General features: G+C 59.2%; 18 protein-coding genes. 12 read left to right on the top strand and 6 right to left on the bottom strand.

The features are described from left to right. Positions 1-3 precede the first annotated feature (3 nt). From aceF to msrA, 4 genes are all read left to right on the top strand, one after another. Entirely contained in the window at positions 4-1,635 is a 1,632-nt protein-coding gene (gene aceF / locus EQV96_RS18490) for a dihydrolipoyllysine-residue acetyltransferase (protein WP_095000902.1), read from the top strand. A 366-nt stretch (positions 1,636-2,001) separates the two neighbouring features. After that, the gene (locus EQV96_RS18485; RefSeq protein WP_240882236.1) at positions 2,002-3,387 is read left to right on the top strand and encodes an alkaline phosphatase D family protein; all 1,386 of its coding nucleotides are present in this window, start codon (positions 2,002-2,004) and stop codon (positions 3,385-3,387) included. A 176-nt stretch (positions 3,388-3,563) separates the two neighbouring features. After that, positions 3,564-6,257: an EAL domain-containing protein gene (locus tag EQV96_RS18480; protein ID WP_095000900.1), complete on the top strand. Its 2,694-nt coding sequence runs from the start codon at positions 3,564-3,566 to the stop codon at positions 6,255-6,257. Between the two features lie 67 nt (positions 6,258-6,324). Then, a complete protein-coding gene (gene msrA / locus EQV96_RS18475; protein ID WP_095000899.1) occupies positions 6,325-6,972 on the top strand; it encodes a peptide-methionine (S)-S-oxide reductase MsrA in 648 nt (215 codons plus the stop codon). Positions 6,973-7,081: 109 nt separating this feature from the next. On the opposite strand, the gene rlmJ is transcribed toward msrA, so the two are convergent. Next, positions 7,082-7,924 carry a 23S rRNA (adenine(2030)-N(6))-methyltransferase RlmJ gene (gene rlmJ, locus EQV96_RS18470; RefSeq protein ID WP_095000898.1) on the bottom strand — a complete coding sequence of 281 codons (843 nt, stop codon included), beginning with the start codon at positions 7,922-7,924 and terminating at the stop codon, positions 7,082-7,084. Between the two features lie 169 nt (positions 7,925-8,093). Next, a complete protein-coding gene (putP, locus tag EQV96_RS18465; protein ID WP_095000897.1) occupies positions 8,094-9,581 on the bottom strand; it encodes a sodium/proline symporter PutP in 1,488 nt (495 codons plus the stop codon). A gap of 460 nt (positions 9,582-10,041) precedes the next feature. Here putP and putA point away from each other — a divergent pair, with 460 nt between their 5' ends. After that, on the top strand, positions 10,042-13,995 hold the full coding sequence (gene putA / locus EQV96_RS18460; protein ID WP_095017706.1) for a trifunctional transcriptional regulator/proline dehydrogenase/L-glutamate gamma-semialdehyde dehydrogenase: 3,954 nt from the start codon (positions 10,042-10,044) through the stop codon (positions 13,993-13,995). 66 nt (positions 13,996-14,061) lie between these two features. Here the strand turns inward: putA and EQV96_RS18455 are convergent, their stop codons facing one another. After that, entirely contained in the window at positions 14,062-14,643 is a 582-nt protein-coding gene (locus EQV96_RS18455) for a hypothetical protein (protein ID WP_240882235.1), read from the bottom strand. Between the two features lie 246 nt (positions 14,644-14,889). On the opposite strand from EQV96_RS18455, the gene EQV96_RS18450 reads away from it, so the two are divergent. The 3 genes from EQV96_RS18450 to selO all read left to right on the top strand — a co-directional run bounded on the left by EQV96_RS18450 (position 14,890) and on the right by selO (position 21,613). Beyond that, a complete protein-coding gene (locus tag EQV96_RS18450) occupies positions 14,890-16,632 on the top strand; it encodes a potassium/proton antiporter (RefSeq protein WP_095000894.1) in 1,743 nt (580 codons plus the stop codon). 34 nt (positions 16,633-16,666) lie between these two features. Next, positions 16,667-20,014 (top strand): mechanosensitive channel MscK, encoded by a 3,348-nt coding sequence (mscK, locus tag EQV96_RS18445; RefSeq protein ID WP_095017708.1) that lies wholly within the window; start codon positions 16,667-16,669, stop codon positions 20,012-20,014. A 135-nt stretch (positions 20,015-20,149) separates the two neighbouring features. After that, a complete protein-coding gene (gene selO, locus EQV96_RS18440) occupies positions 20,150-21,613 on the top strand; it encodes a protein adenylyltransferase SelO (protein WP_095026327.1) in 1,464 nt (487 codons plus the stop codon). 111 nt (positions 21,614-21,724) lie between these two features. Here the strand turns inward: selO and EQV96_RS18435 are convergent, their stop codons facing one another. Both EQV96_RS18435 and EQV96_RS18430 read right to left on the bottom strand, forming a co-directional pair. Beyond that, positions 21,725-22,126 (bottom strand): transcriptional regulator, encoded by a 402-nt coding sequence (locus tag EQV96_RS18435; protein WP_095023804.1) that lies wholly within the window; start codon positions 22,124-22,126, stop codon positions 21,725-21,727. Beyond that, positions 22,123-22,419, bottom strand: a complete 297-nt coding sequence (locus tag EQV96_RS18430; protein WP_095000890.1) for a type II toxin-antitoxin system HigB family toxin — start codon at positions 22,417-22,419, stop codon at positions 22,123-22,125. Before EQV96_RS18430 ends, EQV96_RS18435 begins: the two co-directional genes overlap by 4 nt. Before the next feature lie 262 nt (positions 22,420-22,681). Between EQV96_RS18430 and trxC the strand changes: the two genes are divergently transcribed. Beyond that, entirely contained in the window at positions 22,682-23,122 is a 441-nt protein-coding gene (gene trxC, locus EQV96_RS18425) for a thioredoxin TrxC (protein ID WP_095000889.1), read from the top strand. Here the strand turns inward: trxC and EQV96_RS18420 are convergent. Then, positions 23,119-23,892 carry a ParA family protein gene (locus EQV96_RS18420; protein ID WP_095000888.1) on the bottom strand — a complete coding sequence of 258 codons (774 nt, stop codon included), beginning with the start codon at positions 23,890-23,892 and terminating at the stop codon, positions 23,119-23,121. The two genes, trxC and EQV96_RS18420, sit on opposite strands and share 4 nt — an antisense overlap. 303 nt (positions 23,893-24,195) lie before the next feature. Between EQV96_RS18420 and EQV96_RS18415 the strand changes: the two genes are divergently transcribed. The 3 genes from EQV96_RS18415 to EQV96_RS18405 are packed head-to-tail and all read left to right on the top strand — an operon-like array spanning position 24,196 to position 25,941. Next, positions 24,196-24,918 (top strand): beta-ketoacyl synthase chain length factor, encoded by a 723-nt coding sequence (locus EQV96_RS18415; protein ID WP_095017711.1) that lies wholly within the window; start codon positions 24,196-24,198, stop codon positions 24,916-24,918. Next, on the top strand, positions 24,894-25,706 hold the full coding sequence (locus tag EQV96_RS18410) for a lysophospholipid acyltransferase family protein (RefSeq protein WP_095000886.1): 813 nt from the start codon (positions 24,894-24,896) through the stop codon (positions 25,704-25,706). Before EQV96_RS18415 ends, EQV96_RS18410 begins: the two co-directional genes overlap by 25 nt. Next, positions 25,681-25,941, top strand: a complete 261-nt coding sequence (locus tag EQV96_RS18405) for a phosphopantetheine-binding protein (RefSeq protein WP_095000885.1) — start codon at positions 25,681-25,683, stop codon at positions 25,939-25,941. Before EQV96_RS18410 ends, EQV96_RS18405 begins: the two co-directional genes overlap by 26 nt. Positions 25,942-25,947 lie beyond the last annotated feature (6 nt).

Below are 25,947 nucleotides of genomic sequence, written 5' to 3'. Positions count from 1 at the left end.
TTTGTGAGCGAACTCATTCGAGTACCTGACATCGGCAGCGGCGACGGTGAAGTCATCGAGCTGTTTGTAAAAGTCGGCGACCGTATCGAAGCCGATCAGAGCATCCTGACCCTGGAATCGGACAAGGCGAGCATGGAAATCCCTGCTCCCAAGGCCGGCATCGTCAAGAGCCTGAAGATCAAGCTGGGCGACCGCCTGAAAGAAGGCGACGAACTGCTGGAACTGGAAGCCGAGGGCGCCGCTGCGGCGCCTGAAGCACCGGCCCCTGCTGCAGCTCCTGCTGCGGCCGAAAAACCTGCTGCTCCTGCTGCCGAGGCCCCTGCGGCCCCGGCTGCACCTGCCGCTGCTACCATCCAGGACATTCATGTCCCGGATATCGGCTCGTCGGGCAAAGCTAAAATCATCGAAATCCTGGTCAAGGCCGGCGATACCGTCGAGGCTGATCAATCCTTGATCACTCTCGAGTCCGACAAGGCCAGCATGGAAATTCCATCGCCAGCCGCCGGTGTGGTTGAGAGTATTTCGGTCAAGCTGGATGACGAAGTCGGCACTGGCGACTTTATCCTCAAGCTCAAGGTTCAAGGCGCTGCGGCACCTGCTGCTCCTGCCCAGGCCGCTGCTGCTCCAGCACCGGCAAAAGCTGAAGCACCTGCAGCCCCGGCACCTGCTGCGAAAACCGAGGCTGCTCCTGCCCCGGCCGCCGCGCCTGCGCCAAAAGGTGGCAAGGTTCACGCCGGCCCTGCCGTGCGTCAACTGGCCCGCGAATTCGGCGTCGAGCTGAGTGCAGTCACTCCGAGCGGCCCGCACGGCCGTATCATCAAGGAAGACGTGCAGGCGCACGTCAAAGCCATGATGCAAAAAGCCAAGGAAGCACCGGCCGCCGGCGCAACCGGTGGTGCTGGCATTCCGCCGATCCCTGCTGTCGACTTCAGCCGTTTCGGTGAAGTGGAAGAAGTGGCCATGACCCGCCTGATGCAAATCGGCGCGTCGAGCCTGCACCGCAGCTGGCTGAACATTCCGCACGTGACTCAGTTCGACCAGGCTGACATCACCGAGCTGGAAGCCTTCCGCGTCGCGCAAAAAGCCGTCGCAGAAAAAGCCGGCGTGAAACTGACCGTACTGCCTCTGCTGCTCAAGTCCTGCGCGCACCTGCTCAAGGAAATGCCGGACTTCAACAGCTCGCTGGCGCCAAGCGGCAAAGCGATCATCCGCAAGAAGTACGTCAACATCGGCTTCGCCGTTGACACCCCGGATGGCCTGCTGGTGCCTGTGATCAAGAACGTTGATCAGAAGAGCCTGTTGCAACTGGCTGCTGAAGCCGCTGCACTGGCCGCCAAGGCCCGTGACAAGAAGCTCACCGCAGACGACATGCAAGGCGCGTGCTTCACCATTTCCAGCCTCGGTCACATTGGCGGCACCGGCTTCACGCCGATCGTCAACGCACCGGAAGTGGCGATCCTCGGCGTATCCAAGGCAACCATCCAGCCAGTCTGGGACGGTAAAGCCTTCCAGCCGAAGCTGATGCTGCCACTGTCGCTGTCCTACGATCACCGCGTGATCAACGGCGCTGCTGCTGCACGCTTCACCCAGCGTCTGAGCCAGTTGCTGGGCGACATCCGCACTATCCTGTTGTAAGCCACGCCCCGGCCTTCGTCACTGAAGGCCGGGGTAGCGCACTGTTTTCCGAGCGCCACGCTCGTACCTCAACCCCGCCATTTGGCGGGGCTTTTTTTTGCCTGCGATTTGAAGAGCCCCTCACCCCAACCCTCTCCCGGAGGGAGAGGGAGCTGATTGGCGGTGTTTTTGAAGTTGCGTGCGCTCAGTCCCCTCTCCCTTTGGGAGAGGGCTAGGGAGAGGGGCTTTTCTGACACTCACTGCCCTTCAAGCACTACACCCAGCGCTGAATCCATGAATGGGTCAACCACCCAACCTTTTCTACCGTTAACCAAAGGAATTGAACCACGCGATTGCCATCGCCCAAACATCAGAAAGGATTTCGATGTGATCCCACCCACCGTTGGCCCGATAGTGGGCTTTACCACTTCACAGCACGCGCGCATTTTTGTCCGCGGCGAACTCGACAAAAACAACGCCGTCTTCGCCGGTATCCGGCATCGCAAGGCTGGCGACAGCCAGTGGTCTGCCGGTGTGTTTTCAAGACTGAGCCCTGAGTTCGACATGTCCGATACGCTGGTCTTGAACACTCTGCACAGTGATACCCGCTACGAATACCAGGCTGGCTGGTTCGCCACCGCAAACCCCGGGCACACGACTGAAACCGTCAAGCAGATCCCGCTTCAATGGCCTGCCACGGTATACAGCTTCAAGACCGACTCAACTGCACGCAACCGTACTCGCCGATATGTCGTTGGCTCTTGCCGCTACCTCAGGCTCACGGCAGGCATCCCTTCTGCTCCGCACCTAGGGGACGAAATCTTCGGCAACATCCATGCACTGACCCGCCAGCAAAGCATTGATGCTGTGGTGATGGCCGGCGATCAGGTGTATGTCGATGACCTGAATATTGTGGCCCCGGACCGCGACTACTCCAGCATCACCCGAAAATACCGCGCCGCTTTCACACAACCCCATATCCGCAAGCTAATGGCAGGCACTGCGACCTACATGATCCTCGACGACCATGAAATCGAAGATAACTGGCCAGCCAATCGGGATACCGGAGATAAAACGCTCTACAACAACGCCATGAGAGCTTACGAGGCTTACCAGTGCAGCCATGGCCCGGCCCACGACCTGCTGCCCGACGGGCGCATCAACCGCAACCTGTCCCGCTACTGGTACAGGTTTGCCAACGCTGACATCGACTGGCTCGTCATGGATTGCCGCACCGAGCGCACCCTTACGGGGCGTGACAAACGCATGATCGGCGTCACTCAGGAACAGGCACTGCTCAAATGGCTGATCAACAGCAACGCCAGGGTCAAGTTCATCGTCAGCAGCGTCATGCTTATGCCCGACCAACGGCGCGACAATGACGGCTGGAAGGCCTTTGCGGCGCAGCGCAACCGCATCCTCGAAACCATTCGCAGCAACGCCATCAAGAACGTGGTGTTCGTGTCGGGCGATATTCATGGCTCGCTCTGCTGTCATCTGACCCACGACAAAAGCCCGGACTTTATCGTACACAGCGTGGTGTCCTCACCCCTGTGCAATACCAGACTGCTGCCGTACGCGAACGTCAGAGACCTGCTCGTCAACACCCCCCTGACCAGCGTGGGCACAGGCACTTACTCACTCAAGCTCAACAGTCGAGTGGTCAGCGAAGACAACTTCGTCTGCCTGAGCATTAGCGGCCAACAACTCAAGGTTGATTTTCACAATAAAAAGGGCCGGATTATCGAGTCCGCAACTGTTGAGCTTAAATAAGCTGCAAACCTTGCCGATCGGCCTGCAGGAAATCCCCGACCGGCCGATAAGCCCTTATAGCACTTAGCCTTTATGTTCACTTGTCAGCACGCCGAGCATGATGCAACCTTGCCGTCTACCACAGAGACAGGGTGACAGCCCGTGCGCAATCCGCATTTGTGAAGCGAGTGCCCCCAATGAAAAGCCAGCCTGATGCTGCCCCGCGCCTGGCAGCCGAGGTCGTGACCCAGCTCCCCGTACCTTCCAGGCTCGGCATGCTGCGTTTCGAACGGCTTAATGAAGCCAGCTGGGCCATGCTCTATCTCGACCCGCACTGCGAGCGCCAATTCGGCATGCCCGCGGCAGACTTGTGCGCGCTGGTTGGCTCGCCTTACGCCAGTCTGATGGAACCCCGCGCCCGCTATCACCTGCACGATGCAATCGAGCATCAGCTCAGGACCAGCCACCACTACGTTGTGCATTACACCCTGCACACCGCCCTGGGCCCACTGAACCTGATGGAGCTGGGCGAGGCCTATAAACAGCACAATCGACATTTTTTGCGCGGCTATCTGCTGGCCATTGAAGACAGCGCTGCCAGCCCTTCGCCCGCCCCGGTGGCCGAACTTGAAACACAAAACAGCCGCCTGCAGATCGCCCTGGCGCTCAACCAGCGTACCCAGGCGGATCAACTTCAGCATCTGGAGCGCGTGCGTGCCCAGCAGGACTTGATCCTGCGCCTCGCCCGTCATCGCTACAGCCAGCACAATTCGCTGCAAGAAGCCGCCGAGCTGATCACCCGCAGCGCCTGCGATATCTATCAAATCGATGGTGCCAGCCTGTGGAATCTTGAAGGCAACCGGTTGCTGCCTGTTTCGGCGTTCGAACGCGAGACCCAGGCCCATGTCGCGCAAGACATCTTCGATGCCAGCCACTTCCCCGACTACCTGGAAGCCTTGCACACCAGCCGTTCGATCGACGCGCCGAACGCCAGCCGCGACCCGCGCACCCGCGAACTGGTGGCCAGCCTGGGCCGGCACGAAGCCAATGCCATGCTCGACGCAGGTATCCGCATCGACGGTCAGGTGGTGGGCGTCCTGTGCCTGGAGCAGGTCGGCAGAACCCGCGCCTGGCAAGCGGACGAAATCGCCTTCGCCGGCGAGCTGGCCGACCAGTTTGCCCAGGTCATCAACAACCACAACCGCCGCGCCGCCACCAACGCCCTGCACCTGTTCCAGCGCGCCGTCGAACAAAGTGCCAACGCCTTTTTGCTGGTCAACTGCGATGGCGTGGTGGAGTACGTAAACCCCAGCTTTACCGCCATCACCCAATACAGCACCGAGGAAGTCCAGGGCCATAAACTGTCCGAGCTGCCCGCTCTGGAAAACCTCAGCGAACTGCTCTTCGATGCTCACTCCAGTCTGAGCAAAGGCAACAGCTGGCAGGGTGAATTCAAGAGCCGACGCAAAAACCTGGAACCCTACTGGGGGCAGATGTCGATTTCCAAGGTGTATGGCGACAACCGTGAGCTGACCCACTACATCGGTATTTATGAAGACATCACCGAGGCCAAGCTGGCGCAGCAGCGCATCGAACGCCTGGCCTACACCGACAACCTGACCAACCTGGGCAACCGCCCGGCCTTTATCCGCAACCTCGATGAACGCTTCGCCCGCAACAGCAACACGCCGGTGTGCCTGTTGCTGGTGGACATCGACAACTTCAAGCGCATCAATGACAGCCTTGGCCACCAGACCGGCGACAAGCTGCTGATCAGCCTGGCCCGGCGCCTGCGCAACAGCCTGAGCGCCAGCGATGGGCTGGCGCGCTTTGCCAGTAACGAATTCGCGGTATTGCTGGACGATACTGACCTGACGACAGGGCAACAAATTGCCAGCCAGTTGTTGATGACCCTCGACAAACCGATGTTCGTCGACAACCAGTTGATCAGCGTCACCGGCTCGGTAGGAGTGGCCTGTGCGCCCTTGCATGGCCGGGATCCACAAACCCTGATGCGCAACGCAGGCCTGGCGCTGCACAAGGCCAAGGCCTGCGGCAAGCACCAGGTGCAGGTGTTCACCGAAGCCCTGAATGCCGAAGCCAGCTACAAACTGTTTGTCGAAAACAACCTGCGCCGTGCCCTGACCCAGAACGAACTTGAGGTGTTCTACCAGCCCAAGCTGTGCCTGCGTACCGGACGACTGCTGGGCATGGAAGCCCTGCTGCGCTGGAACCACCCTAAAAACGGCATGATCCGCCCCGATCAGTTCATCAGCGTGGCCGAAGAAACCGGGCTGATCATCCCTATCGGCAAATGGGTCGCCCGCCAGGCGTGCCGGATGAGCCGGCAACTGAGCCTGGCCGGGCTGGGCAGTCTGCAAGTAGCGATCAACGTGTCGCCCAAGCAGTTTTCCGACCCGGACCTGGTTGCCTCGATTGCCAGTATCCTCAAGGAAGAACAGTTACCGGCTGCGCTGCTGGAGCTGGAGCTGACCGAAGGCTTGCTGCTGGAAGCCACCGACGACACCCGCCTGCAACTCGACCAACTGAAAAAACTGGGCCTGACCCTGGCCATGGACGATTTCGGCACCGGCTACTCATCGCTCAGCTACTTGAAAAAATTTCCGATCGACATCATCAAGATCGACCGCAGCTTTATCAAAGACATTCCCGACAACCAGAACGACATGGAGATCACCTCCGCCGTCATTGCCATGGCCCACAACCTCAAACTCAAAGTGGTTGCCGAGGGTATTGAAACCGCTGCACAGTTGGCATTTCTGCGCCGCCATCGTTGTGATGTGGGCCAAGGCTATCTGTTCGACCGACCTATCCCCGGCAGCGAACTGATAGAAAAGCTCAAACGCTACCCTCGCGGCCCACTGGCCTGACAGCGTCGCAACACTCGGGCACACTAGCAGCCTGACTTCCTACACTCTGACTGAGAGGACATGAAACATGGTCTTGCGCTCGGAAATCCTGGTGAATAAAAACGTGCTACCCACTAAAGAACAAGCCCTGCCCGGCCGCGATACTCACGTACAACTGCCGGAAACCCACTACGTCACCGGCCAGCCGCTACTGGGCCCGTTCCCGATGAACGTGGACTTCGCGATTTTTGGCCTGGGTTGCTTCTGGGGCGCAGAACGCAAGTTCTGGGAGCGCGAAGGCGTAGTCAGCACCGTAGTGGGCTATGCGGGCGGCTACACGCCGAACCCGACCTACGAAGAAGTCTGCTCGGGCCTGACCGGCCACACCGAAGTGGTGCTGGTGGTCTACGAACCGGAAGTGGTCAGCTACAAGCAATTGCTGGCCATGTTCTGGGAACTGCACAACCCCACCCAGGGCATGCGCCAGGGCAACGACATCGGCACCCAGTATCGTTCGGTGATCTACTGCACCACCCCTGAACAGCTTGAGCAGGCACTGGAAAGCAAGAAAGTGTTCCAGGCGGAACTGGACAAGGCCGGGCTGGGCACCATCACCACTGAAATTGACCAGGCGCCAACGGTGTACTTCGCCGAGGCATACCACCAGCAGTACCTGGCGAAAAACCCGCAGGGTTATTGCGGTATCGGCGGCACCGGTGTGACCTGCCCGATTTGATGTAGCACAAAAAACGGTGGGAGCGGGCTTGCTCGCGATGCAAGCGACTCGGTGTTTCTGTTACACCGCATCGCCTCGATCGCGAGCAAGCCCGCTCTCACATTGGTTTTCAGCTATTTTCCGCAATCAACCATTCCATCTGCCAGCCACCCTGGGTTTGACCCAGTTTTTTGGCCAGCCACGGCAACAGTTCGCGCAGCTCTTCTTCGAGACCCCAAGGCGGGTTGGCGATCGCCAGGCCCGAACCATTGAGGCTGTTGGGCGTATCCAGCGGATGCACGAACAACTCCACCTGCAGCAACTTCGGTGCACCTGAACCTGCCAGGTCCTGATAGAAACGACGCAACTGGCGCTTGTCCTTGATCGGATACCAGATCGCTACAACGGTCTGGCGCATGCGACTGATCGCGTCTTTCAACGATTCGGCGCAGCGCTTCATTTCGTCGAGTTTCTCGAACGGCGGGTCGATCAGCATCAAGCCACGCTTTTCAGCCACCGGCAGCAAAGCACGCGGCACATGCCAGCCTTCGCCCAAATGCACCGCTACGCGGCGATCACCCTTCATGTTGTCTTTGAGCAATACGCCGTCTTCGGGGTGTTTCTCGTTCAACAGCACACGGTCCTGGGAACGGGTCAGGCGTCGCGCCCACTCCGGCGAGCCCGGGTAATAGCGCAACTCGCCATCCGGGTTCATCTTGTGCAGTACTTGCATGTAGTCATCAGTCACTGCAGGCAGGTCTTTCTGCCCCCACAACCGTGCAATGCCTTCAAGGTACTCGCCCGTGCGGTTGGCCTGATCGCCCTTGAGGTCGTACAGACCAATACCGGCGTGGGTATCGAGATAGGCAAAAGGCTGCTCTTTGCGCGACATCAAGGCGATGAGGCGGGTCAAGACGATATGTTTGAAGACGTCGGCGTGGTTGCCGGCGTGGAAGGCGTGACGATAGTTCATGGTTGCTCCTGCGCAGGAGGCGAAGTTTACCTTGTACGCAACCTGACGTCAGGTCGCGGGCGTTTTTTCCGAGATACGGTGAGCAACGCCCAGGCAAAAAAAACGGCCCGTCTCACCTGGAGACGGGCCGTTTTTGAACACTTCAAGGTCAGCGCAAGCGCTTCTCTGATCAGCTGTTTTGCTGGAAGTCTTTTTCAGCAGCGTCGAAACGCTCGATCATGCCTTTGCTTGGGCCTTTGCCCGCAAGGCTTGCCAGCACAATGGCCAGGCTGCCCAGGATAAAGCCCGGGATGATTTCGTACAGGCCAAACAAGGCGAAATGCTTCCACACGATCACGGTAATGGCACCGACCAGAATACCGGCCAATGCACCATTACGGGTCATGCCTTTCCACAGTACAGAGATCAGTACCACTGGACCGAAAGCAGCACCGAAGCCTGCCCACGCGTAGCTCACCAGACCCAGCACACGGTTCTCCGGGTTGGAGGCCAGCGCAATGGCGATCAGTGCAACCACCAGCACCATGATCCGGCCAACCCATACCAGTTCCAGCTGGGAGGCATTTTTACGCAGGAAGGACTTGTAGAAGTCTTCGGTCAGGGCACTAGAGCACACCAGCAACTGGCAGCTCAGGGTACTCATGACCGCAGCCAGAATGGCCGACAGCAGCACACCGGCAATCCACGGGTTGAACAGCAGCTTGGCCAGTTCAATGAATACGCGCTCTGGGTTTTCGGTCACCGGCCCGGCCACTTCAGGGTGTGCCGAGAAGTAAGCGATACCGAAAAAGCCTACAGCGACCGTACCGGCCAGGCACAGGATCATCCAGGTCATGGAGATGCGACGCGCCTTGGCGATCGACTTGACCGAATCAGCGGCCATGAAACGCGCCAGAATGTGCGGTTGACCGAAGTAACCCAGACCCCAGCCCATCAGCGAGATGATGCCGATGAAGGACGTGCCCTTGAGCATGTCGAAGTTGCTTGGGTCGTTGGCCTCGATGGCCAGGAACGTGGTGTCTACGCCACCCGTGGCCAGCAGCACGATGATAGGCGTCAGGATCAGCGCGAAGATCATCAGGGTGGCTTGAACCGTGTCGGTCCAGCTCACTGCCAGGAACCCACCGATAAAGGTATAGGCGATGGTCGCCGCAGCACCGGCCCACAAGGCGGATTCGTAAGACATGCCGAAGGTGCTTTCGAACAGACGGGCGCCGGCCACAATGCCGGAAGCGCAGTAGATGGTGAAGAACACCAGAATCACGATGGCCGAGATGATCCGCAGCAAACCGCTTTTGTCTTCAAAACGGCTGGAGAAGTAATCCGGCAAGGTCAGCGCATCACCGTTGTGCTCGGTCTGTACCCGCAGGCGACCGGCAACAAACAGCCAGTTCAGGTAAGCGCCGGTCACCAGACCGATGGCGATCCAGCTTTCCGACAAGCCGGACATGTAGATCGCACCCGGCAAACCCATCAACAACCAGCCGCTCATGTCGGAGGCACCGGCGGACAATGCAGTGACAACGCTGCCCAGGCTACGGCCACCGAGAATATAGTCAGAAAGGTTGTTGGTGGAGCGATAAGCCATCAGGCCAATCAGCACCATTGCCGCAATATAGATCACGAACGTGATCAGGGTTGGGTTACTAACACTCATTGATAAAGCCCTGGCATTGTTTTTATGTTTAGCGGCGGTCTGGCCGTACGCTCACAAACGTCCTGTTTGAGACGATTAACCCTGCCGCGCATTTATGACTGATGTTTCCCCAGGAAATCCATCAGCCGATGAACCAATCTTCTGTAGGAGGTTGCACCTTGGGCGCGAATGCTATGCAACAAAGCAAATCGGGTGCAACCAGTTTCTGCGAGCCAAGTTGCACCTTGTCGCCTTTTCGTCTCAATTCGGAGTTTTTGCGCCTTTTCGGAGCAAAGACCTTACCAAACCAAACAGAAAGCACCACAGCAGGGCACTGATTTCACCCCGCCTGAATATTCCTGACGAAGCGTCGACCAATCCACAAAAAAACGGGTTGCACCTAGTTGCACCCGTTTCGGCGCAGCGCTAATCTTGCCGCCAGCTGCTGCCACGCAAATGTGGCACCCATGAGGATAAAAAAATGGCTACCACCACCCTTGGGGTCAAACTTGATGACCCGACCCGCGAGCGCCTCAAGGCCGCCGCGACCTCGATTGATCGCACGCCACACTGGCTGATCAAGCAGGCAATCTTCAATTACCTGGAAAAACTCGAGGGTGGTGCAACCCTGACCGAGTTGAGCGGTATCCCTGGTTCTGCCAGCGATGACGCCGACGAAGTACAAGCCGACCACGCGCATCAATGCTTCCTGGAGTTCGCAGAAAGCATCCTGCCGCAGTCCGTATTGCGCGCTGCCATTACTTCGGCGTACCGTCGCCCGGAACCCGAAGTAGTGCCCATGCTGCTGGAGCAGGCGCGACTGCCAGCCCCTATGGCCGAAGCCACGCAAACCCTGGCGGCCTCGATTGCCGAAAAATTGCGCAACCAGAAGAGCGCCGGCGGCCGTGCCGGTATCGTGCAGGGCTTGCTGCAGGAGTTTTCCCTGTCGTCCCAGGAGGGCGTGGCCCTGATGTGCCTGGCTGAGGCGCTGCTGCGTATCCCGGACAAAGGCACCCGCGACGCCCTTATTCGCGACAAGATCAGCACTGGCAACTGGCACCCGCACCTGGGCAACAGCCCGTCGCTGTTCGTCAACGCTGCGACCTGGGGTCTGTTGCTGACCGGCAAGCTGGTGTCGACGCACAACGAAGCAGGCCTGACCTCCTCCCTGAGCCGCATTATCGGCAAGAGCGGCGAGCCGATGATCCGCAAGGGCGTCGACATGGCCATGCGCCTGATGGGTGAGCAGTTTGTCACCGGCGAAACCATCGCCGAAGCCCTGGCCAACGCCACGCGCTTTGAAGCCAAGGGCTTCCGTTATTCCTACGACATGCTCGGCGAAGCCGCACTCACCGAACATGACGCACAAAAGTACCTCGCGTCCTACGAGCAAGCCATCCACTCGATTGGCAAAGCCTCCCACGGTCGCGGCATCTATGAAGGCCCGGGCATTTCCATCAAGCTGTCGGCCCTGCACCCGCGCTACAGCCGCGCCCAGTACGAACGCGTGATGGACGAACTGTACCCGCGCCTGTTGTCGCTGACCTTGCTGGCCAAGAAGTATGACATCGGTCTGAATATCGACGCCGAAGAAGCAGACCGCCTGGAAATCTCTCTCGACCTGCTCGAGCGCCTGTGCTTCGAGCCGCAGCTGGCTGGCTGGAACGGCATCGGCTTCGTGATTCAGGCTTACCAGAAGCGCTGCCCGTATGTGATCGACTACGTGATCGACCTGGCTCGCCGCAGTCGTCATCGCCTGATGATCCGCCTGGTGAAGGGCGCGTACTGGGACAGCGAAATCAAACGCGCCCAAGTCGAAGGCCTGGAAGGCTATCCGGTCTACACCCGCAAGGTGTACACCGACGTGTCCTACCTCGCTTGTGCGAAAAAGCTGCTGGCCGTACCAGAAGCCATCTACCCGCAATTCGCCACCCACAACGCCCAAACGCTGTCGGCGATTTATCACATTGCCGGTCAAAACTACTACCCGGGTCAGTACGAGTTCCAGTGCCTGCACGGCATGGGTGAACCCCTCTACGAACAGGTTGTAGGCAAGGTTGCCGAAGGCAAGCTGAACCGTCCGTGCCGTGTGTACGCCCCAGTGGGTACCCACGAAACACTGCTGGCTTACCTGGTGCGACGCCTTCTGGAAAACGGCGCGAACACCTCGTTCGTTAACCGTATCGCCGACCACACTATCGCAATCCACGAGTTGGTGGCCGATCCAGTCAGCCAGATTGAACAAATGGCCACGACCGAAGGCGGCTTCGGCTTGCCGCACCCGCGCATCCCGTTGCCGCGTGATCTGTATGGCAGCGAACGCGCCAACTCCAGCGGCATCGACATGTCCAACGAACACCGCTTGGCGTCGTTGTCCTGCGCCTTGCTGGCCACGGCCCATAACGACTGGAAAGCCGCGCCGATGCTCGGTTGTGACTCCAGCAACGAAGCGCCGGCGGCGGTGCTCAACCCGGCCGACCTGCGTGACGTGGTGGGTCATGTACAAGAAGCCACCGTTGAAGACGCCGATAACGCTATCCAGTGTGCCCTGAGCGCCGCACCGATCTGGCAGGCCACCCCGCCCGCCGAGCGCGCTGCGATCCTGGAGCGCGCCGCCGACCTGATGGAAGGCGAGATCCAGCCACTGATGGGCCTGCTGGCCCGTGAAGCTGGCAAGACCTTCGCCAACGCTATCGCCGAAGTGCGCGAAGCAGTGGACTTCCTGCGCTACTACGCGGTGCAGGCCCGTAACGACTTCACCAACGATGCCCACCGCCCGCTGGGCCCGGTGGTCTGCATCAGCCCGTGGAACTTCCCGCTGGCCATCTTCAGCGGCCAGGTGGCTGCAGCATTGGCTGCCGGTAACCCGGTACTGGCCAAGCCTGCCGAGCAAACCCCGCTGGTTGCCGCACAAGCCGTACGCATCCTGCTCGAAGCTGGCATCCCGCAAGGCGTGCTGCAATTGCTGCCTGGCCGCGGCGAAACCGTCGGCGCACGCCTGGTGGGTGATGATCGCGTCAAAGGCGTAATGTTCACCGGCTCCACCGAAGTGGCCCGCCTGCTGCAACGCAATATTGCCGGTCGCCTGGATGCCCAGGGCCGCCCTATCCCGCTGATCGCCGAAACTGGCGGCCAGAACGCCATGATCGTCGACTCTTCGGCCCTGACCGAGCAAGTGGTTATCGACGTGGTGTCTTCGGCCTTCGACAGCGCCGGTCAACGTTGCTCGGCACTGCGGGTACTGTGCCTGCAAGAGGACTCGGCAGATCGCGTCATCGAAATGCTCAAAGGTGCCATGGCCGAATCGCGCATGGGCAACCCCGAGCGCTTGAACGTGGACATCGGCCCGGTGATCGACGCCGAAGCCAAGGCCGGGATCGAGCAGCATATCCAGGGCATGCGCGACAAGGGCCGCTCTGTGTACCAGATGGCCATCGCCGATAGCGAAGAATGTAAACGCGGCACCTTTGTCATGCCGACCCTGATTGAACTGGAAAGCTTTGACGAGCTGGAACGCGAGATCTTCGGGCCGGTGCTGCACGTGGTGCGCTACAAGCGCAAAGACATCGACCAGTTGATCGCACAGATCAACGCTTCGGGTTATGGCCTGACACTGGGCGTGCATACCCGTATCGACGAAACCATTGCCAAGGTGGTCAACAACGTCAACGCCGGTAACGTCTACGTCAACCGCAACATCGTTGGTGCGGTGGTCGGCGTGCAACCGTTCGGCGGTGAAGGCCTGTCGGGTACCGGCCCGAAAGCCGGTGGCCCGCTGTACCTGTACCGCCTGCTGTCGACCCGCCCGGGCAATGCAATCGAGCAATCGTTCGCCAAGGTCGATGCCGTGACCGCACCGGACACCCAGGCCCGCGAGGCCATGAGCAAACCGCTCAGCGCCCTGCAAGCCTGGGCAACCAGCAACCAGCAACCAGCACTGGCCGAGCTGTGCACCGAGTACGCTGCACACTCGCAAAGTGGCATCACGCGCCTGCTCAACGGCCCGACCGGCGAACGCAACAGCTACGCCATTCTGCCGCGTGAACATGTGCTGTGCCTGGCTGAAGTTGAAAGCGACCTGCTGACCCAACTGGCTGCCGTTCTGGCCGTGGGCAGCTCGGCGGTACTGCCGCAAAGTGAACTGGCCAAGGCCCTGCTGGCCCGCCTGCCTGCAGAGGTGCAGCCACGCATCACACTGGTCGCGGACTGGACCAAGGACGAAGTGATCTTCGACGCCGTCCTGCACCACGGCGACTGTGACCAGTTGCGTGACGTGTGCCAGCAAGTGGCACAACGCGCAGGCGCCATCGTTGGCGTACAGGGCCTGTCCCAGGGCGAAACCAATATCGCCCTGGAGCGCCTGGTGATCGAGCGCGCACTGAGCGTCAACACCGCTGCTGCGGGTGGCAACGCAAGCCTGATGACCATCGGTTGAGGATGTGATCGGGCAATAAAAAACCGGGCACCCGAAAGGGTTGCCCGGTTTTTTTACGCCATGAACTCAACGTTGGCTCATGAATTCCATATAGCCAACGATGGCCATCAACAGCGTGCCGGCCACCATCCAGGCAAAATTAGCCCAGCTCAGGGCCTTGTTGACGCTGCCCTGCGGGTCACCCGCCAGCATATTGATTGCGCGCTGGGCCGCCACCAGCATTGCACAACAACCGGTGATCAGTACTGCATTGGTGAACAACACATAGACCGCATCCGCGGGCCGGGTAAACAGCGTGGACACCAGCACCGAGAACATGACCAGCAGCATAATGAGCAGGCCTCTGGTCTCGGGTTGCCAAATATAGCAGCGCCCTGTCCTGTCGAGGCCGTTCTGAACCACTTCAAACAGCGGCAGGATAAAAAATGGCCAGAGCGCAGCGCGCAGCAACGGCGCGATCGGCGCCCCGGTTTCCGCTTTGTAGGACGCCCAGTTGCGATATGACCAATAGACCATGTACCCGCCTGCCGTAAGCCCATACAGCAGCAGAAACTTGCTGACAGACACGACATAAAGGTTGATTCGTTTGTCGTCACACCACGGTGTTGTCTTCGATAGCCTGTTGCCAGCCTCAGTAGCAGGGTTCATGTCATGTCCGTGCGCAAGTGGGAGGCCGCAGTACACACAATTTACCTAATATAAAAATGCAGTGAAAATCCCATTTTTTTGTAAGAAAGGCCTTCAGTCCTACTCGACAGGCCCAAACACCTCCAGGGTGTAATCCATTCAAAACCTTTTTTGACAGCCCGCCAATGGCGCAGGTTAGAATCGATGGCACGCAGGCTGCATGCCAGGTCTGCGCCCTGTCTTTTTTAGCTTTCTGGAGTACTGCCTTTGAATGCGACGACCATCAACAGCCTGTTCTTGATCGGCGCGTTGCTGGTAGGCGCAAGCATCCTGGTAAGTTCTCTGTCCTCGCGCCTGGGCATCCCGATACTGGTCATCATCCTTGCGGTGGGCATGACCGCAGGTGTCGATGGCGGCGGCATCATTTTTGACAACTACCCCACGGCCTATCTGGTGGGCAACCTCGCCCTGGCGGTGATTTTGCTCGACGGCGGCTTGCGCACCCGGGTTTCCAGTTTTCGCGTGGCGTTATGGCCCGCGTTATCGCTGGCCACGGTGGGGGTGATGATCACCACGGGGCTGACCGGGCTGATGGCCGCCTGGCTGTTTAATCTCAACTTGATCCAGGGTCTGCTGGTTGGCGCCATTGTCGGCTCCACCGATGCCGCCGCAGTGTTCTCGCTGCTGGGTGGCAAAGGCCTGAACGAGCGGGTTTCAGCCAGCCTCGAAATCGAGTCCGGCAGCAACGACCCGATGGCGGTATTCCTCACCGTCACCCTGATCGACATGCTCGCCAGCGGTGAAACAGGCCTGCACTGGAGCCTGTTGCTCAACCTGGTGCGTGAATTTGCCATCGGCGGCACGGTCGGTCTGGCAGGCGGCTGGCTAATGCTGCAAATGGTCAACCGTATCAACCTGGCCAACGGCCTGTACCCGATTCTGGTGATCGCAGGCGGGCTGGTGGTCTTTTCCCTGACCAACGCCCTGCACGGCAGCGGCTTTCTCGCGGTCTACCTGTGCGGCCTGGTGATTGGCAACAGTCCGATCCGCAGCCGTCATGGCATTTTGCATATGCTCGACGGCATGGCCTGGCTGGCCCAGATTGGCATGTTCCTGGTGCTGGGCTTGCTGGTCACGCCACACGACCTGTTGCCCATCGCCATTCCAGCACTGGCACTGGCCCTGTGGATGATTCTGTTTGCCCGCCCGCTGTCAGTGGTAGTGGGGCTGCTACCTTTCAAAGCCTTCCATGGACGCGAAAAAGCCTTTATCTCATGGGTAGGCCTGCGCGGTGCGGTGCCGATCATTCTGGCGGTGTTCCCGTTGATGGCCGGGCTGCCCAATGCGCAGCTGTATTTCAACCTGGCATTCTTTATCGTGCTGGTATCTCTTCTGGTGCAAGGCACCAGCCTGCCGTGGGTCGCCAAGCTGCTCAAGGTGACCGTACCGCCTGATCTGGCCCCCGTGTCCCGTTCAGCCCTTGAAGTGCATGTCACCAGCGAGTGGGAACTCTTTGTTTATCGCCTCGACGCACAAAACTGGTGCATCGGTGCGGCCCTGCGTGAACTGAAAATGCCCGACGGCACCCGTATCGCCGCCCTGTTTCGCGATAAAAAACTGCTCCATCCGTCGGGTAGTACCACGCTTGAAGTGGGTGACCTGCTCTGCGTCATCGGCCACGAACACGACTTGCCTGCCTTGGGCAAACTGTTCAGCCAGCCCCCGAGCCGTGGCCTGGACCTGCGTTTCTTCGGCGACTTCGTGCTCGAAGGCGACGCCCAGCTGGGCGCTGTGGCCGCCTTGTACGGCCTGAAGCTGGACGGCATCGACCCGAACACCTCACTGAGCAGCTTCATTGCCCACAAGGTCGGCGGCGCGCCGGTGGTCGGCGACCAGGTGGAGTGGAACAACACCATCTGGACGGTTGCGATGATGGAAGGGAACAAGATCGCCAAAGTGGGCGTCAGATTCCCCGAAGGAAGTGCACCGGGCCCGGGGCTGTTCCTCTAAACTCCAACTTTCCGCCCTTGTCTGACCGGTATCTATGCCAACTCTGCGCACGTTCATCGCCACCGTCCTGCTCGGCCTGAGCCTTTGTGTCGGCACGCTTCAGGCTGCCGACCCGCCTACCGCCGAAGCGGTGCAGCAAAGCCTGGACAAAATTGCCGAGCGCAAACTGCCGGACGCCGACCAAAAAGCCCTGCAGGCGGTGCTCCAGCAGACCCTGACCCTGCTCGACAGCAAAGCCGATTACGAACAGCGCCTGAACGACGTCAAACAACAGATCAACGATGCCCCTCGCCAGACTGCCGAAAACCAGCGCGAACTGGCCAAAATCAAGGCCAGCAAACCCATACCCGTAGCCCAGCGCTACAGCGAGCTGTCCGTGCAGCAGCTGGAACAACTGCTGGCGGAACGCACCACGCAACAGGGCGAGCTGCAAAAAGCCCTGGCTATCGCCAACAGCCAAAGCATTGCCGCGCAGACCCGACCCGAGCGGGCCCAGGCCGAGATCAGCAACAGCCAGACCCGTATCCAGCAGATCAACACCACCCTGAAAACAGGACGCGACAATGGCAAGTTGCTTACCCCCGATCAGCGCAACCAGCTCAACGCCGAAGCCGCCTCGCTCAACGCACTGATTGCCCTGCGCCGCCAGGAACTGGCTGGCAACAGCCTGTTGCAAGATCTGAGCGGCAGCCAGCACGACCTGCTGCTGGAAAAAACCACGCGCCAGGACCAGGAAATCCAGGACCTGCAAACCCTGATCAATCAAAAGCGCCTGGCCCAGTCGCAGCAGACCGTGACCGAGCAATCCATCGAGGCTAAAAAGTCCGGCAGCAGCAGCCTGCTGGCGACCGAAAGCGCGATCAACCTCAAGCTCTCCGACTACCTGTTGCGCAGCACCGATCGCCTCAACGAGGTGACCCAGCAGAATCTGCAAACAAAGCAACAACTGGACAACGTTACCCAGAGCGACCAGGCCCTGGATGAGCAGATCAACGTGCTCAAGGGCAGTTTGTTGCTGTCCAAGATACTTTATAAGCAGAAGCAAGCCCTGCCGCGCCTGCAAAAAATGGACAAGAATCTGGCAGACGAAATCGCCGATATCCGTCTGTACCAGTTTGAAATCAACCAGCAGCGCGAGTTGATCAGCAACCCCACGACTTACGTCGACAACCTGCTGTCCACCCAACCTGCCGACCAGGTCACACCGCAACTGCGCAAAACCCTGCTCGAACTGGTCAACACCCGCAGCGATCTGCTGGACCGCCTGAACCGCGAACTAAGCTCGCTGCTCAACGAATCGATCACCCTGCAACTGAACCAGAAACAACTGCTCAGCACCGCCCAAAGCCTGCGCGCCACGCTGGATGAGCAAATGTTCTGGATCCCCAGCAACAAGCCGCTGGATCTGGAATGGCTGGAAACCGCACCGCGCCAGCTTGAGCAGCAAATCACCACCCTGCCCTGGGGTTCCAGCGTCAGTGAACTGGCAGAAGGCCTGGTGCAACGTCCCCTGCTGTTCTTGCCGTTTTTGCTGGTGGTCGTGGCGCTGCTGTGGAAACGTCGCTACCTCTACAGCAAATTGAACAAGATCCATCAGGACATCGGTCACTTCAAGCGTGACAGCCAATGGCACACGCCGCTGGCAATATTGATCAACATCTTGCTGGCGATGCCCATTTCATTGGCGCTGGCCTTGTGCGGCTACGCCTTGCAAACCGATGCCCGGGGCATGAATGCCAATACGGGCGCGGCGTTGATTCAGATGGCCGAGGCCTGGCTGGTGTTCTACACCGCTTACCGGATTCTGGCGCCGGGTGGCGTGGCCGAACTGCATTTTCGCTGGGAAAAACCGTTGGTCGCGTTCTTGCAGAACTGGATCCGCAAACTCGGTTTTGTGGTCCTGGCCCTTGTGGCCGTCGTCGCCTTTGCCGAGCAACAACCGGCTGCGCTGGCCGACGATGTCCTGGGTATTCTGGTGGTGCTCAGTTGCTATGCGGCCATGGCCTGGCTGCTCTGCCGCCTGTTGCTCAACGACTTTGAAACAGCAACAAAAGCCTATCGCCTGCGCAAGTTGCTCGGTTTTGCCTTCGCCCTGCTGCCGCTGGCGCTGTTTGTGGCGGTGTGTTTTGGCTACTACTACACCGCGCTCAAGCTCAGCGACCGCCTGATCAATACCCTCTATCTGCTGATGCTCTGGCTGGTGGTCGAAGCGGCGTTTGTCCGTGGCCTGGCAGTAGCGGCACGGCGCCTGGCCTACCAGCGTGCACTGGCCAAACGCCAGGCCGCCAAGGAAGCAGGCGAAGGCAACGATACGATTATCGAAGAGCCGACCCTGGACATCGAACAGGTCAACCAACAGTCCCTGCGCCTGATCCGCCTGGCCCTGCTGGCTGGCTTTATCGGCATTCTGTACTGGGTGTGGGCTGACTTGATCTCGGTTTTTTCCTACCTGGACAACATCACCCTCTACGAATATACCAGCGGTACCGGCGCCAATATGAGCATGGTGCCCATCAGCATCGGCGACGTGATAGGTGCGCTGGTCATCATCGGCATCAGCATCGCGCTGGCGCGTAACTTGCCCGGCCTGCTGGAGGTGCTGGTGCTGTCGCGCCTTGATCTGGGCCAGGGCAGTGCTTACGCAACTACGACCCTGCTGACCTACGTGATCATCGGCGTAGGCTTTGTCTCCACCCTGTCGACACTGGGCGTGAGCTGGGACAAGTTGCAATGGCTGGTTGCGGCACTGTCGGTAGGCCTGGGCTTCGGCATGCAGGAAATCTTCGCCAACTTTATTTCCGGGATCATGATCCTGTTCGAACGCCCGGTACGGATCGGCGACACCATCACCATCGGCAATCTGTCAGGTACCGTGAGCAAGATCCGCATCCGGGCCACCACCATCACCGACTTCGACCGCAAAGACATCATCGTCCCGAACAAGACCTTTATTACCGGGCAACTGATCAACTGGTCGCTTACGGACACCATCACCCGTGTGACCCTGAAGCTGGGCGTCGATTACGGCTCCGACCTCGACCTGGTCAAGCAGTTGCTGCTCAAGGCTGCGCAAGAGAACCCGCGGGTGCTCAAAGACCCGGAGCCCCACGTGTACTTCCTCAACTTCGGCCAAAGCACTCTCGACCACGAACTGCGCATGCACGTACGCGACCTGGGCGACCGCAACCCGGTGATCGACGAGGTCAACCGCTTTATCAACCGCGAGTTCAAAAACCACCACATCAACATCTCCTTCCAGCAGATGGAGGTGTACCTCAAGAACCTGCAGGGGCAAGAATACAAACTGGTGCCCGTTGGGCCGGAAGTCCCGCCCGAGCCGACACCACCACCGCAAAAGCCGCAGTTGGGCAAGCTCGACTGACGCAAGTCCGATGCAACCTCTGTGGGAGCTGGCTTGCCTGCGATGCAAACGAATCGGTTTAACCAACCAAGCCCGTTGATGCCGTCGCGGGCAAGCCCGCTGCCACGATCCGCCACTGTTCACTGGAGACGGTCATTGAAAGCCCTCGACGAACTGACTTTTGATAACCGCTTTGCCCGCCTGGGTGATGCCTTCTCGACCCATGTGCTGCCTGAGCCCATCGACGCACCGCGTGTTGTGGTCGCCAGCGACGCCGCCCTGGCACTGCTCGACCTCGACCCCGCTGTCACCCAAGACCCTGTATTTGCGCAACTGTTTGGTGGCCATACCCTGTGGGCCAACGCCGAGCCTCGGGCGATGGTCTATTCCGGTCATCAGTTCGGTTCTTACAATCCGCAACTGGGCGATGGCCGCGGGTTACTGCTGGGTGAGGTGTATAACGACGCGGGCGAGCACTGGGACCTGCACCTCAAGGGCGCCGGCAGGACCCCTTATTCGCGCATGGGTGATGGCCGCGCCGTACTGCGCTCCTCGATCCGCGAGTTTCTCGCCAGCGAGGCACTGCATGCACTGGGCATCCCCAGCAGCCGAGCCCTGTGTGTGATCGCCTCCGACACCCCGGTGTGGCGCGAAACCCAGGAGCGCGCCGCCATGGTGCTGCGCCTGGCACCCAGCCATATACGCTTCGGGCACTTCGAGTATTTCTACTACACCAAGCGCCCCGAGCAGCAAAAGCTATTGGGTGAGCATGTGCTGGCGATGCACTTCCCCGAGTGCCTGGAGCAACCCGAACCCTATCTGGCCATGTTTCGCGAAATCGTCGAACGCAACGCTGAACTGATCGCCAAGTGGCAGGCCTACGGGTTTTGTCACGGTGTAATGAACACCGACAACATGTCGATCCTGGGCATCACCTTTGACTTCGGTCCGTTCGCCTTCCTCGACGACTTCGACGCCAACTTCATCTGCAACCATTCCGACCATGAAGGGCGTTACTCCTTCAGCAACCAGGTGCCGATCGGCCAGTGGAATCTGAGTGCCCTGGCCCAGGCATTGACGCCGTTTATCAGCGTTGAAGCCTTGCGCGAAACCCTGGGGCTTTTCTTGCCGCTGTACCAGGCCCACTACCTCGACCTGATGCGCCGTCGATTGGGTCTGACCAGTGCCGAAGACACCGATCAACACCTGGTCGAAACCTTGCTGCAAAAGATGCAAGGCAGCAGCGTCGACTACAACCTGTTTTTCCGGCGCCTGGGGGACCTCCCGGCAGAACAGGCAGTAGCACGGCTGCGAGACGAATTTGTCGATCTCAAGGGTTTTGACGAATGGGCCGCGCAGTACGTGGCCCGGGTTGCCCGAGACGGCGCAAGCGATGAAAGCGTCCGGCGTGAGCGCATGCACGCGGTCAACCCGCTGTATATCCTGCGCAACTACCTGGCACAAAAGGCCATCGATGCGGCCGAGGCCGGGGATTACAGCGAAGTGCAACGCTTGCACACGGTATTGACCCAACCGTTCACCGAACAACCGGGCATGGAAGGCTACGCCGAACGCCCGCCGGAGTGGGGCAAGCATCTGGAAATCAGCTGCTCGTCGTGATGCAAAACCGGTAAATATACTGTTGCCGGTTTTGCCCGCTCCCACAGAACCGAGGCTGGTCGCCAGTCGTCGGCCCACATACCAGCCACAGCGTGGCGCACGCCGTCAGCCTCAGATAAACATATCCACAGGCACTTTGAAGTAATCGGCCAGCCAGCGAATCTGCCGTACGTTGAGCTGGCGTTTACCGCTGAGGATTTCGGACACCACAGACTGGGTGCCGACACCTGGCAAATCGCTTTGCGTCAGCCCGTGTTCCTGCATCACCGAGCGCAGCACATCGACGCCGCTGACCTTGGGCATCGGTCGATGCTCTAGGTCGTAAGCCTCAACCCAGTCACCGATGATGTCCACCAGGCTCATCAAGGGGTTGGTCTCATCATCGCCTATCAAGTCGGTCAACGTATCAAGGGCGGCGACCAGCCCGTCGTAATCGGCTTCGTTTTTCGGTTTGCGCAGCAGCGGCGCCACGAATTGCCAATGCTCTGCTGCCTGTTCGACCAATGCGTTCATGGTGCTGATTCCTTCCATTTGCCCTTGTCATAGTCACGGTGATCCAGCACATGACGGATGTAGAGGCGCTGTACCCGGTAACGCACCACGGCGATCAACCGCAGTTTGTTACCACCTATATTGAAAACATGAAACGAACCCACCTTGTCGGTGGCGGGGAAAAACGACCTCAACGCGGCGAAGTCTTCAGGGCTTAGGACTTTGATCTTGCGATACCACTCATCCAGTGCGCTCGCCGATTGCGGCCATTGTGCTTTGGCTTCCCAAATTCGTTTTGCTGTAATCACTCGCATGCAATGTCCTTATCGCATCTTGCTATGAAGGCTAAACCCGAACCCTGGCAATCGCAACTTGCGATAACGATCGCCAGACCAGCGGTGCAAAGCCCGGGGGGTTTTTACAGCCTAGATAGAGACCTGGTGGCCGGCTTGAGCACATTGTGAGCAGATACGTCATGGGGGGTGGCGGCCCAGGTGTTCATCTGCTGAACTGCACGCCATCAATCTGGAGTCGCTGCGACAGGCGGCACCAATGGCCACTTCCAAGGAGCTCTCCATGACCGAACCGCTGCTGATCCCCTGCCCCCACTGCAACGGCCTGAACCGCATCCCCGGCGATCGCCTGGGTGAGCACCCCAAATGCGGGCGCTGCAAAAATGAAGTATTGCTGGCCAGGCCCTTCGATTTGCAGCAAACCGATTACGCCAGCCAGATCAAGGGCGACCTGCCGCTACTGATAGATGTATGGGCCGAGTGGTGCGGGCCCTGCAAGGCCTTTGCTCCGGTATTTGAGCAGGCCGCCCGCCAACTGCTGGGCAAGTGTCGGCTTGCCAAGCTCGACAGCGAGGCCAACCAGCACCTGGCGGGGCAACTGGGCATCCGTTCGATACCCAGCCTGATCCTGTTTAAAAATGGCCGCGAAATCGCACGCCAGAGCGGTGCGTTGCCATTGCAGCAACTTGGCGCCTGGCTGCGCAGCCAAGGCATCAGCGCTTAAGCGTTCTGATCCAGGTAATCGTGCAACTCCACAAACTGCTGGGTCAGCTTGTGCCTCGGGTCGAAGTGAATCAAAGGCTGGCAGGCCTGATGCGACTCTCGCATGCGCACTGAGCTGCTCAGGTACATGGGCAGCACCGGCAACCCCTCGGCAATCAGCTCATCAAGCATTTGCTGGGGCAGGCTGGCCCGGGCCTGAAACTGGTTGACCACGATGCCCTCGACCAGCAGGTCTTCATTGTGGTCTTCCTTTAGCTCAGCGATTTCAGCCAGCAGGCCATAGAGCGCCTGACGTGAAAAACTGTCGCAATCGAACGGAATCAGCACACGATCACAGGCAATCAACGCCGATACCGCGTAAAAATTCAGCGCGGGTGGAGTGTCGACATAAATGCGGTCATAGTCTTCAGCCAGCTCGTCCAGCAACTTACGCAACTTGTTGATCTTGTGCTTGGCCTCAAGCTTGGGCTGCAAATCGGCCAATTCACCCGTAGCCGTCACTACGTGCAAGTTTTCAAAGGGTGTTTCGTAAATATCGACCCGGTTTTTCTTCGAGCCCACGCCCGCTGACAAGGTGTGTTTAAAGAACTCGGCAATCCCCATAGGGATATCATCGCCGGTCAGTCCGGTCAGGTATTGAGTAGAGTTGGCCTGGGCATCCAGATCCACCAACAACGTGCGATACCCTTCGCTGGCGCTAACCGCAGCCAGGTTACACGCGATGCTGGATTTACCCACACCGCCTTTCTGGTTAAACACCACGCGACGCATTTCAAAACCTCCGTGTACCTATGAGTGTCCGAGTGTAGATGCCCTTTGCGCGGCTTAGCTACCTTGCTAAGAAATGCCCTACATCAATCGAGAATATCTCCACAAAAACAAACGAATAAATCTCTCAAATAAAATCCATTGATCCTATTTTTCTAAATTCCCAGAAAAACCACACTGGGGCTGTAAGCAATATTTGCTACGAACCAACTGCACCGGGATAATATCGCCCCTCTGTATCAAGTGCGGCGTCGATCGGTGTCCACTTTCGCATCAAGGAAGCCTGCAAGGGCGGGATGAACTCCAGTGATCAATTTCAATATCGCCGCGTGGCGCGCCTGGGCTCCAGGCCTCGACACCGTGGCCGATTGGCAAGCCTGGAGCCAGCACCCCTGTGTACTTGCTGCCAACAGCGCAGCACCCGATGTCTCATTTTTACCCGCCATGCAACGGCGCCGCCTCAGCCGCCTGGCTCGCATGGCATTCTGCGTCGGCTGGCCATTGGCCGAAGGCCGTGAAGCATTACCGCTGGTCTTTGCCTCGCGTCACGGTGAAACCCCGCGCACATTCGACATACTCAGCGACCTTGCGGCGGATCAGCCCTTGTCCCCCACGCAGTTCAGCCTCTCGGTGCATAACGCCGTGATTGGCCTGTGGTCGATCATGCGCGGCGAAACCAGCGAAATGACCGCTATTGCTGCCGCCGGAGACGGCCTGGAGCACGGCCTGATCGAAGCCTGCGCCCTGCTCAATGAAGGCGCGCCCGCCGTGTTGCTGATCATCACCGAAGAGCAGCCACCCGAGGCCTATGCACGCTGTATCAATGACGTGCCCTTCCCTTATGCCGTGGGCCTGCTGCTGACCCCGGGCGAGCAATGGCAGGTTTCACTCGCCAGTGGTACCGCAGGCATAGAACAAGCTCAATGGCCCCATGCCCTGAATCTGTTGCGCCAACTGCTCGATAAGCAGCAGAGATCATTCCAGCACACCTGGAAAAACCGCGTGTGGAACTGGCAGCACAGCCTGTGAGCGCCCGCCGTGATGCTTATGCCTGGCGCTTGATCGCCACTGCCATCAGCTTTGCACTGTTCGGTATCGGTTGCCTGTGCCTGCGTCTGGTGATTTTTCCGGTGCTGAGTTGCCTGCCGGGCGATGCCACGCGTCAGCGCGAGCGTGCCCGTTTTACCGTCAGCCGCCTGTTCTGGCTGTTTATTCGCACCATGGCGCGCATGGGCGTGCTGACCTATGACGTCCAGGGTGCCGAGCGGCTAGGCCGCCCCGGGCAGATGATCATCGCCAACCACCCGTCGCTAATCGATGTGGTTTTTTTGATCGGCCTGGTGAGAAACGCCAATTGCGTGGTCAAACAGAGCCTTTGGCAAAACCCGTTTACCCGTAGCCCTGTGCGTGCGGCGCAATACATCAGCAATGATGGCAGCGTAGACATGCTCGATAACGCTGCGGGGGCGTTGCAGCAAGGCCAGACCCTGGTGATTTTCCCGGAAGGCACGCGTACCCGGCCAGGCCATGCGCCATCCTTTCATCGCGGGGCCGCCGCGATTGCACTGCGGGGTGCGAAGATCCTCACGCCGGTGGTGATCAAGGTCAGCCCCACCACGCTGACCAAGGCCGAGCCCTGGTATCGCATACCCGAGCGTCGCGTGCACTTCAGCTTTCGGGTCGGTGCCGATATAGATCCACATACATTTTCCGCGCTTGGCCCGCCGCCCAAAGCCTCGCGCCTGCTCAACGACTTCGTGCATGACTATTTTATTAAGGAGCTCGCCACAGATGAGCGATCTGAAAAACGATATTAAACAGCTGATCATCGATGCCCTGGGCCTCGAAGACATCAGTGTCAGCGACATTGGCGACGATCAAACCCTGTTTGGCGACGGCCTGGGGCTGGACTCGGTCGACGCACTGGAGCTGGGCCTGGCGATTCAAAAGACCTACGGCATCAAAATAGACGCCGACGCCAAAGATACACGCAATCATTTTTCCAACGTGGCCAGCCTTGCGGCTTTTGTCACCGCCAAACAGGCAGCCTGAGACCGA

The organism is Pseudomonas sp. TMW22080 (genome assembly GCF_022496745.1).
In the GTDB taxonomy this organism is placed as follows: Bacteria; Pseudomonadota; Gammaproteobacteria; order Pseudomonadales; family Pseudomonadaceae; genus Aquipseudomonas; species Aquipseudomonas bubulae.
This window is presented reverse-complemented; position numbering and strand designations above follow the sequence as displayed.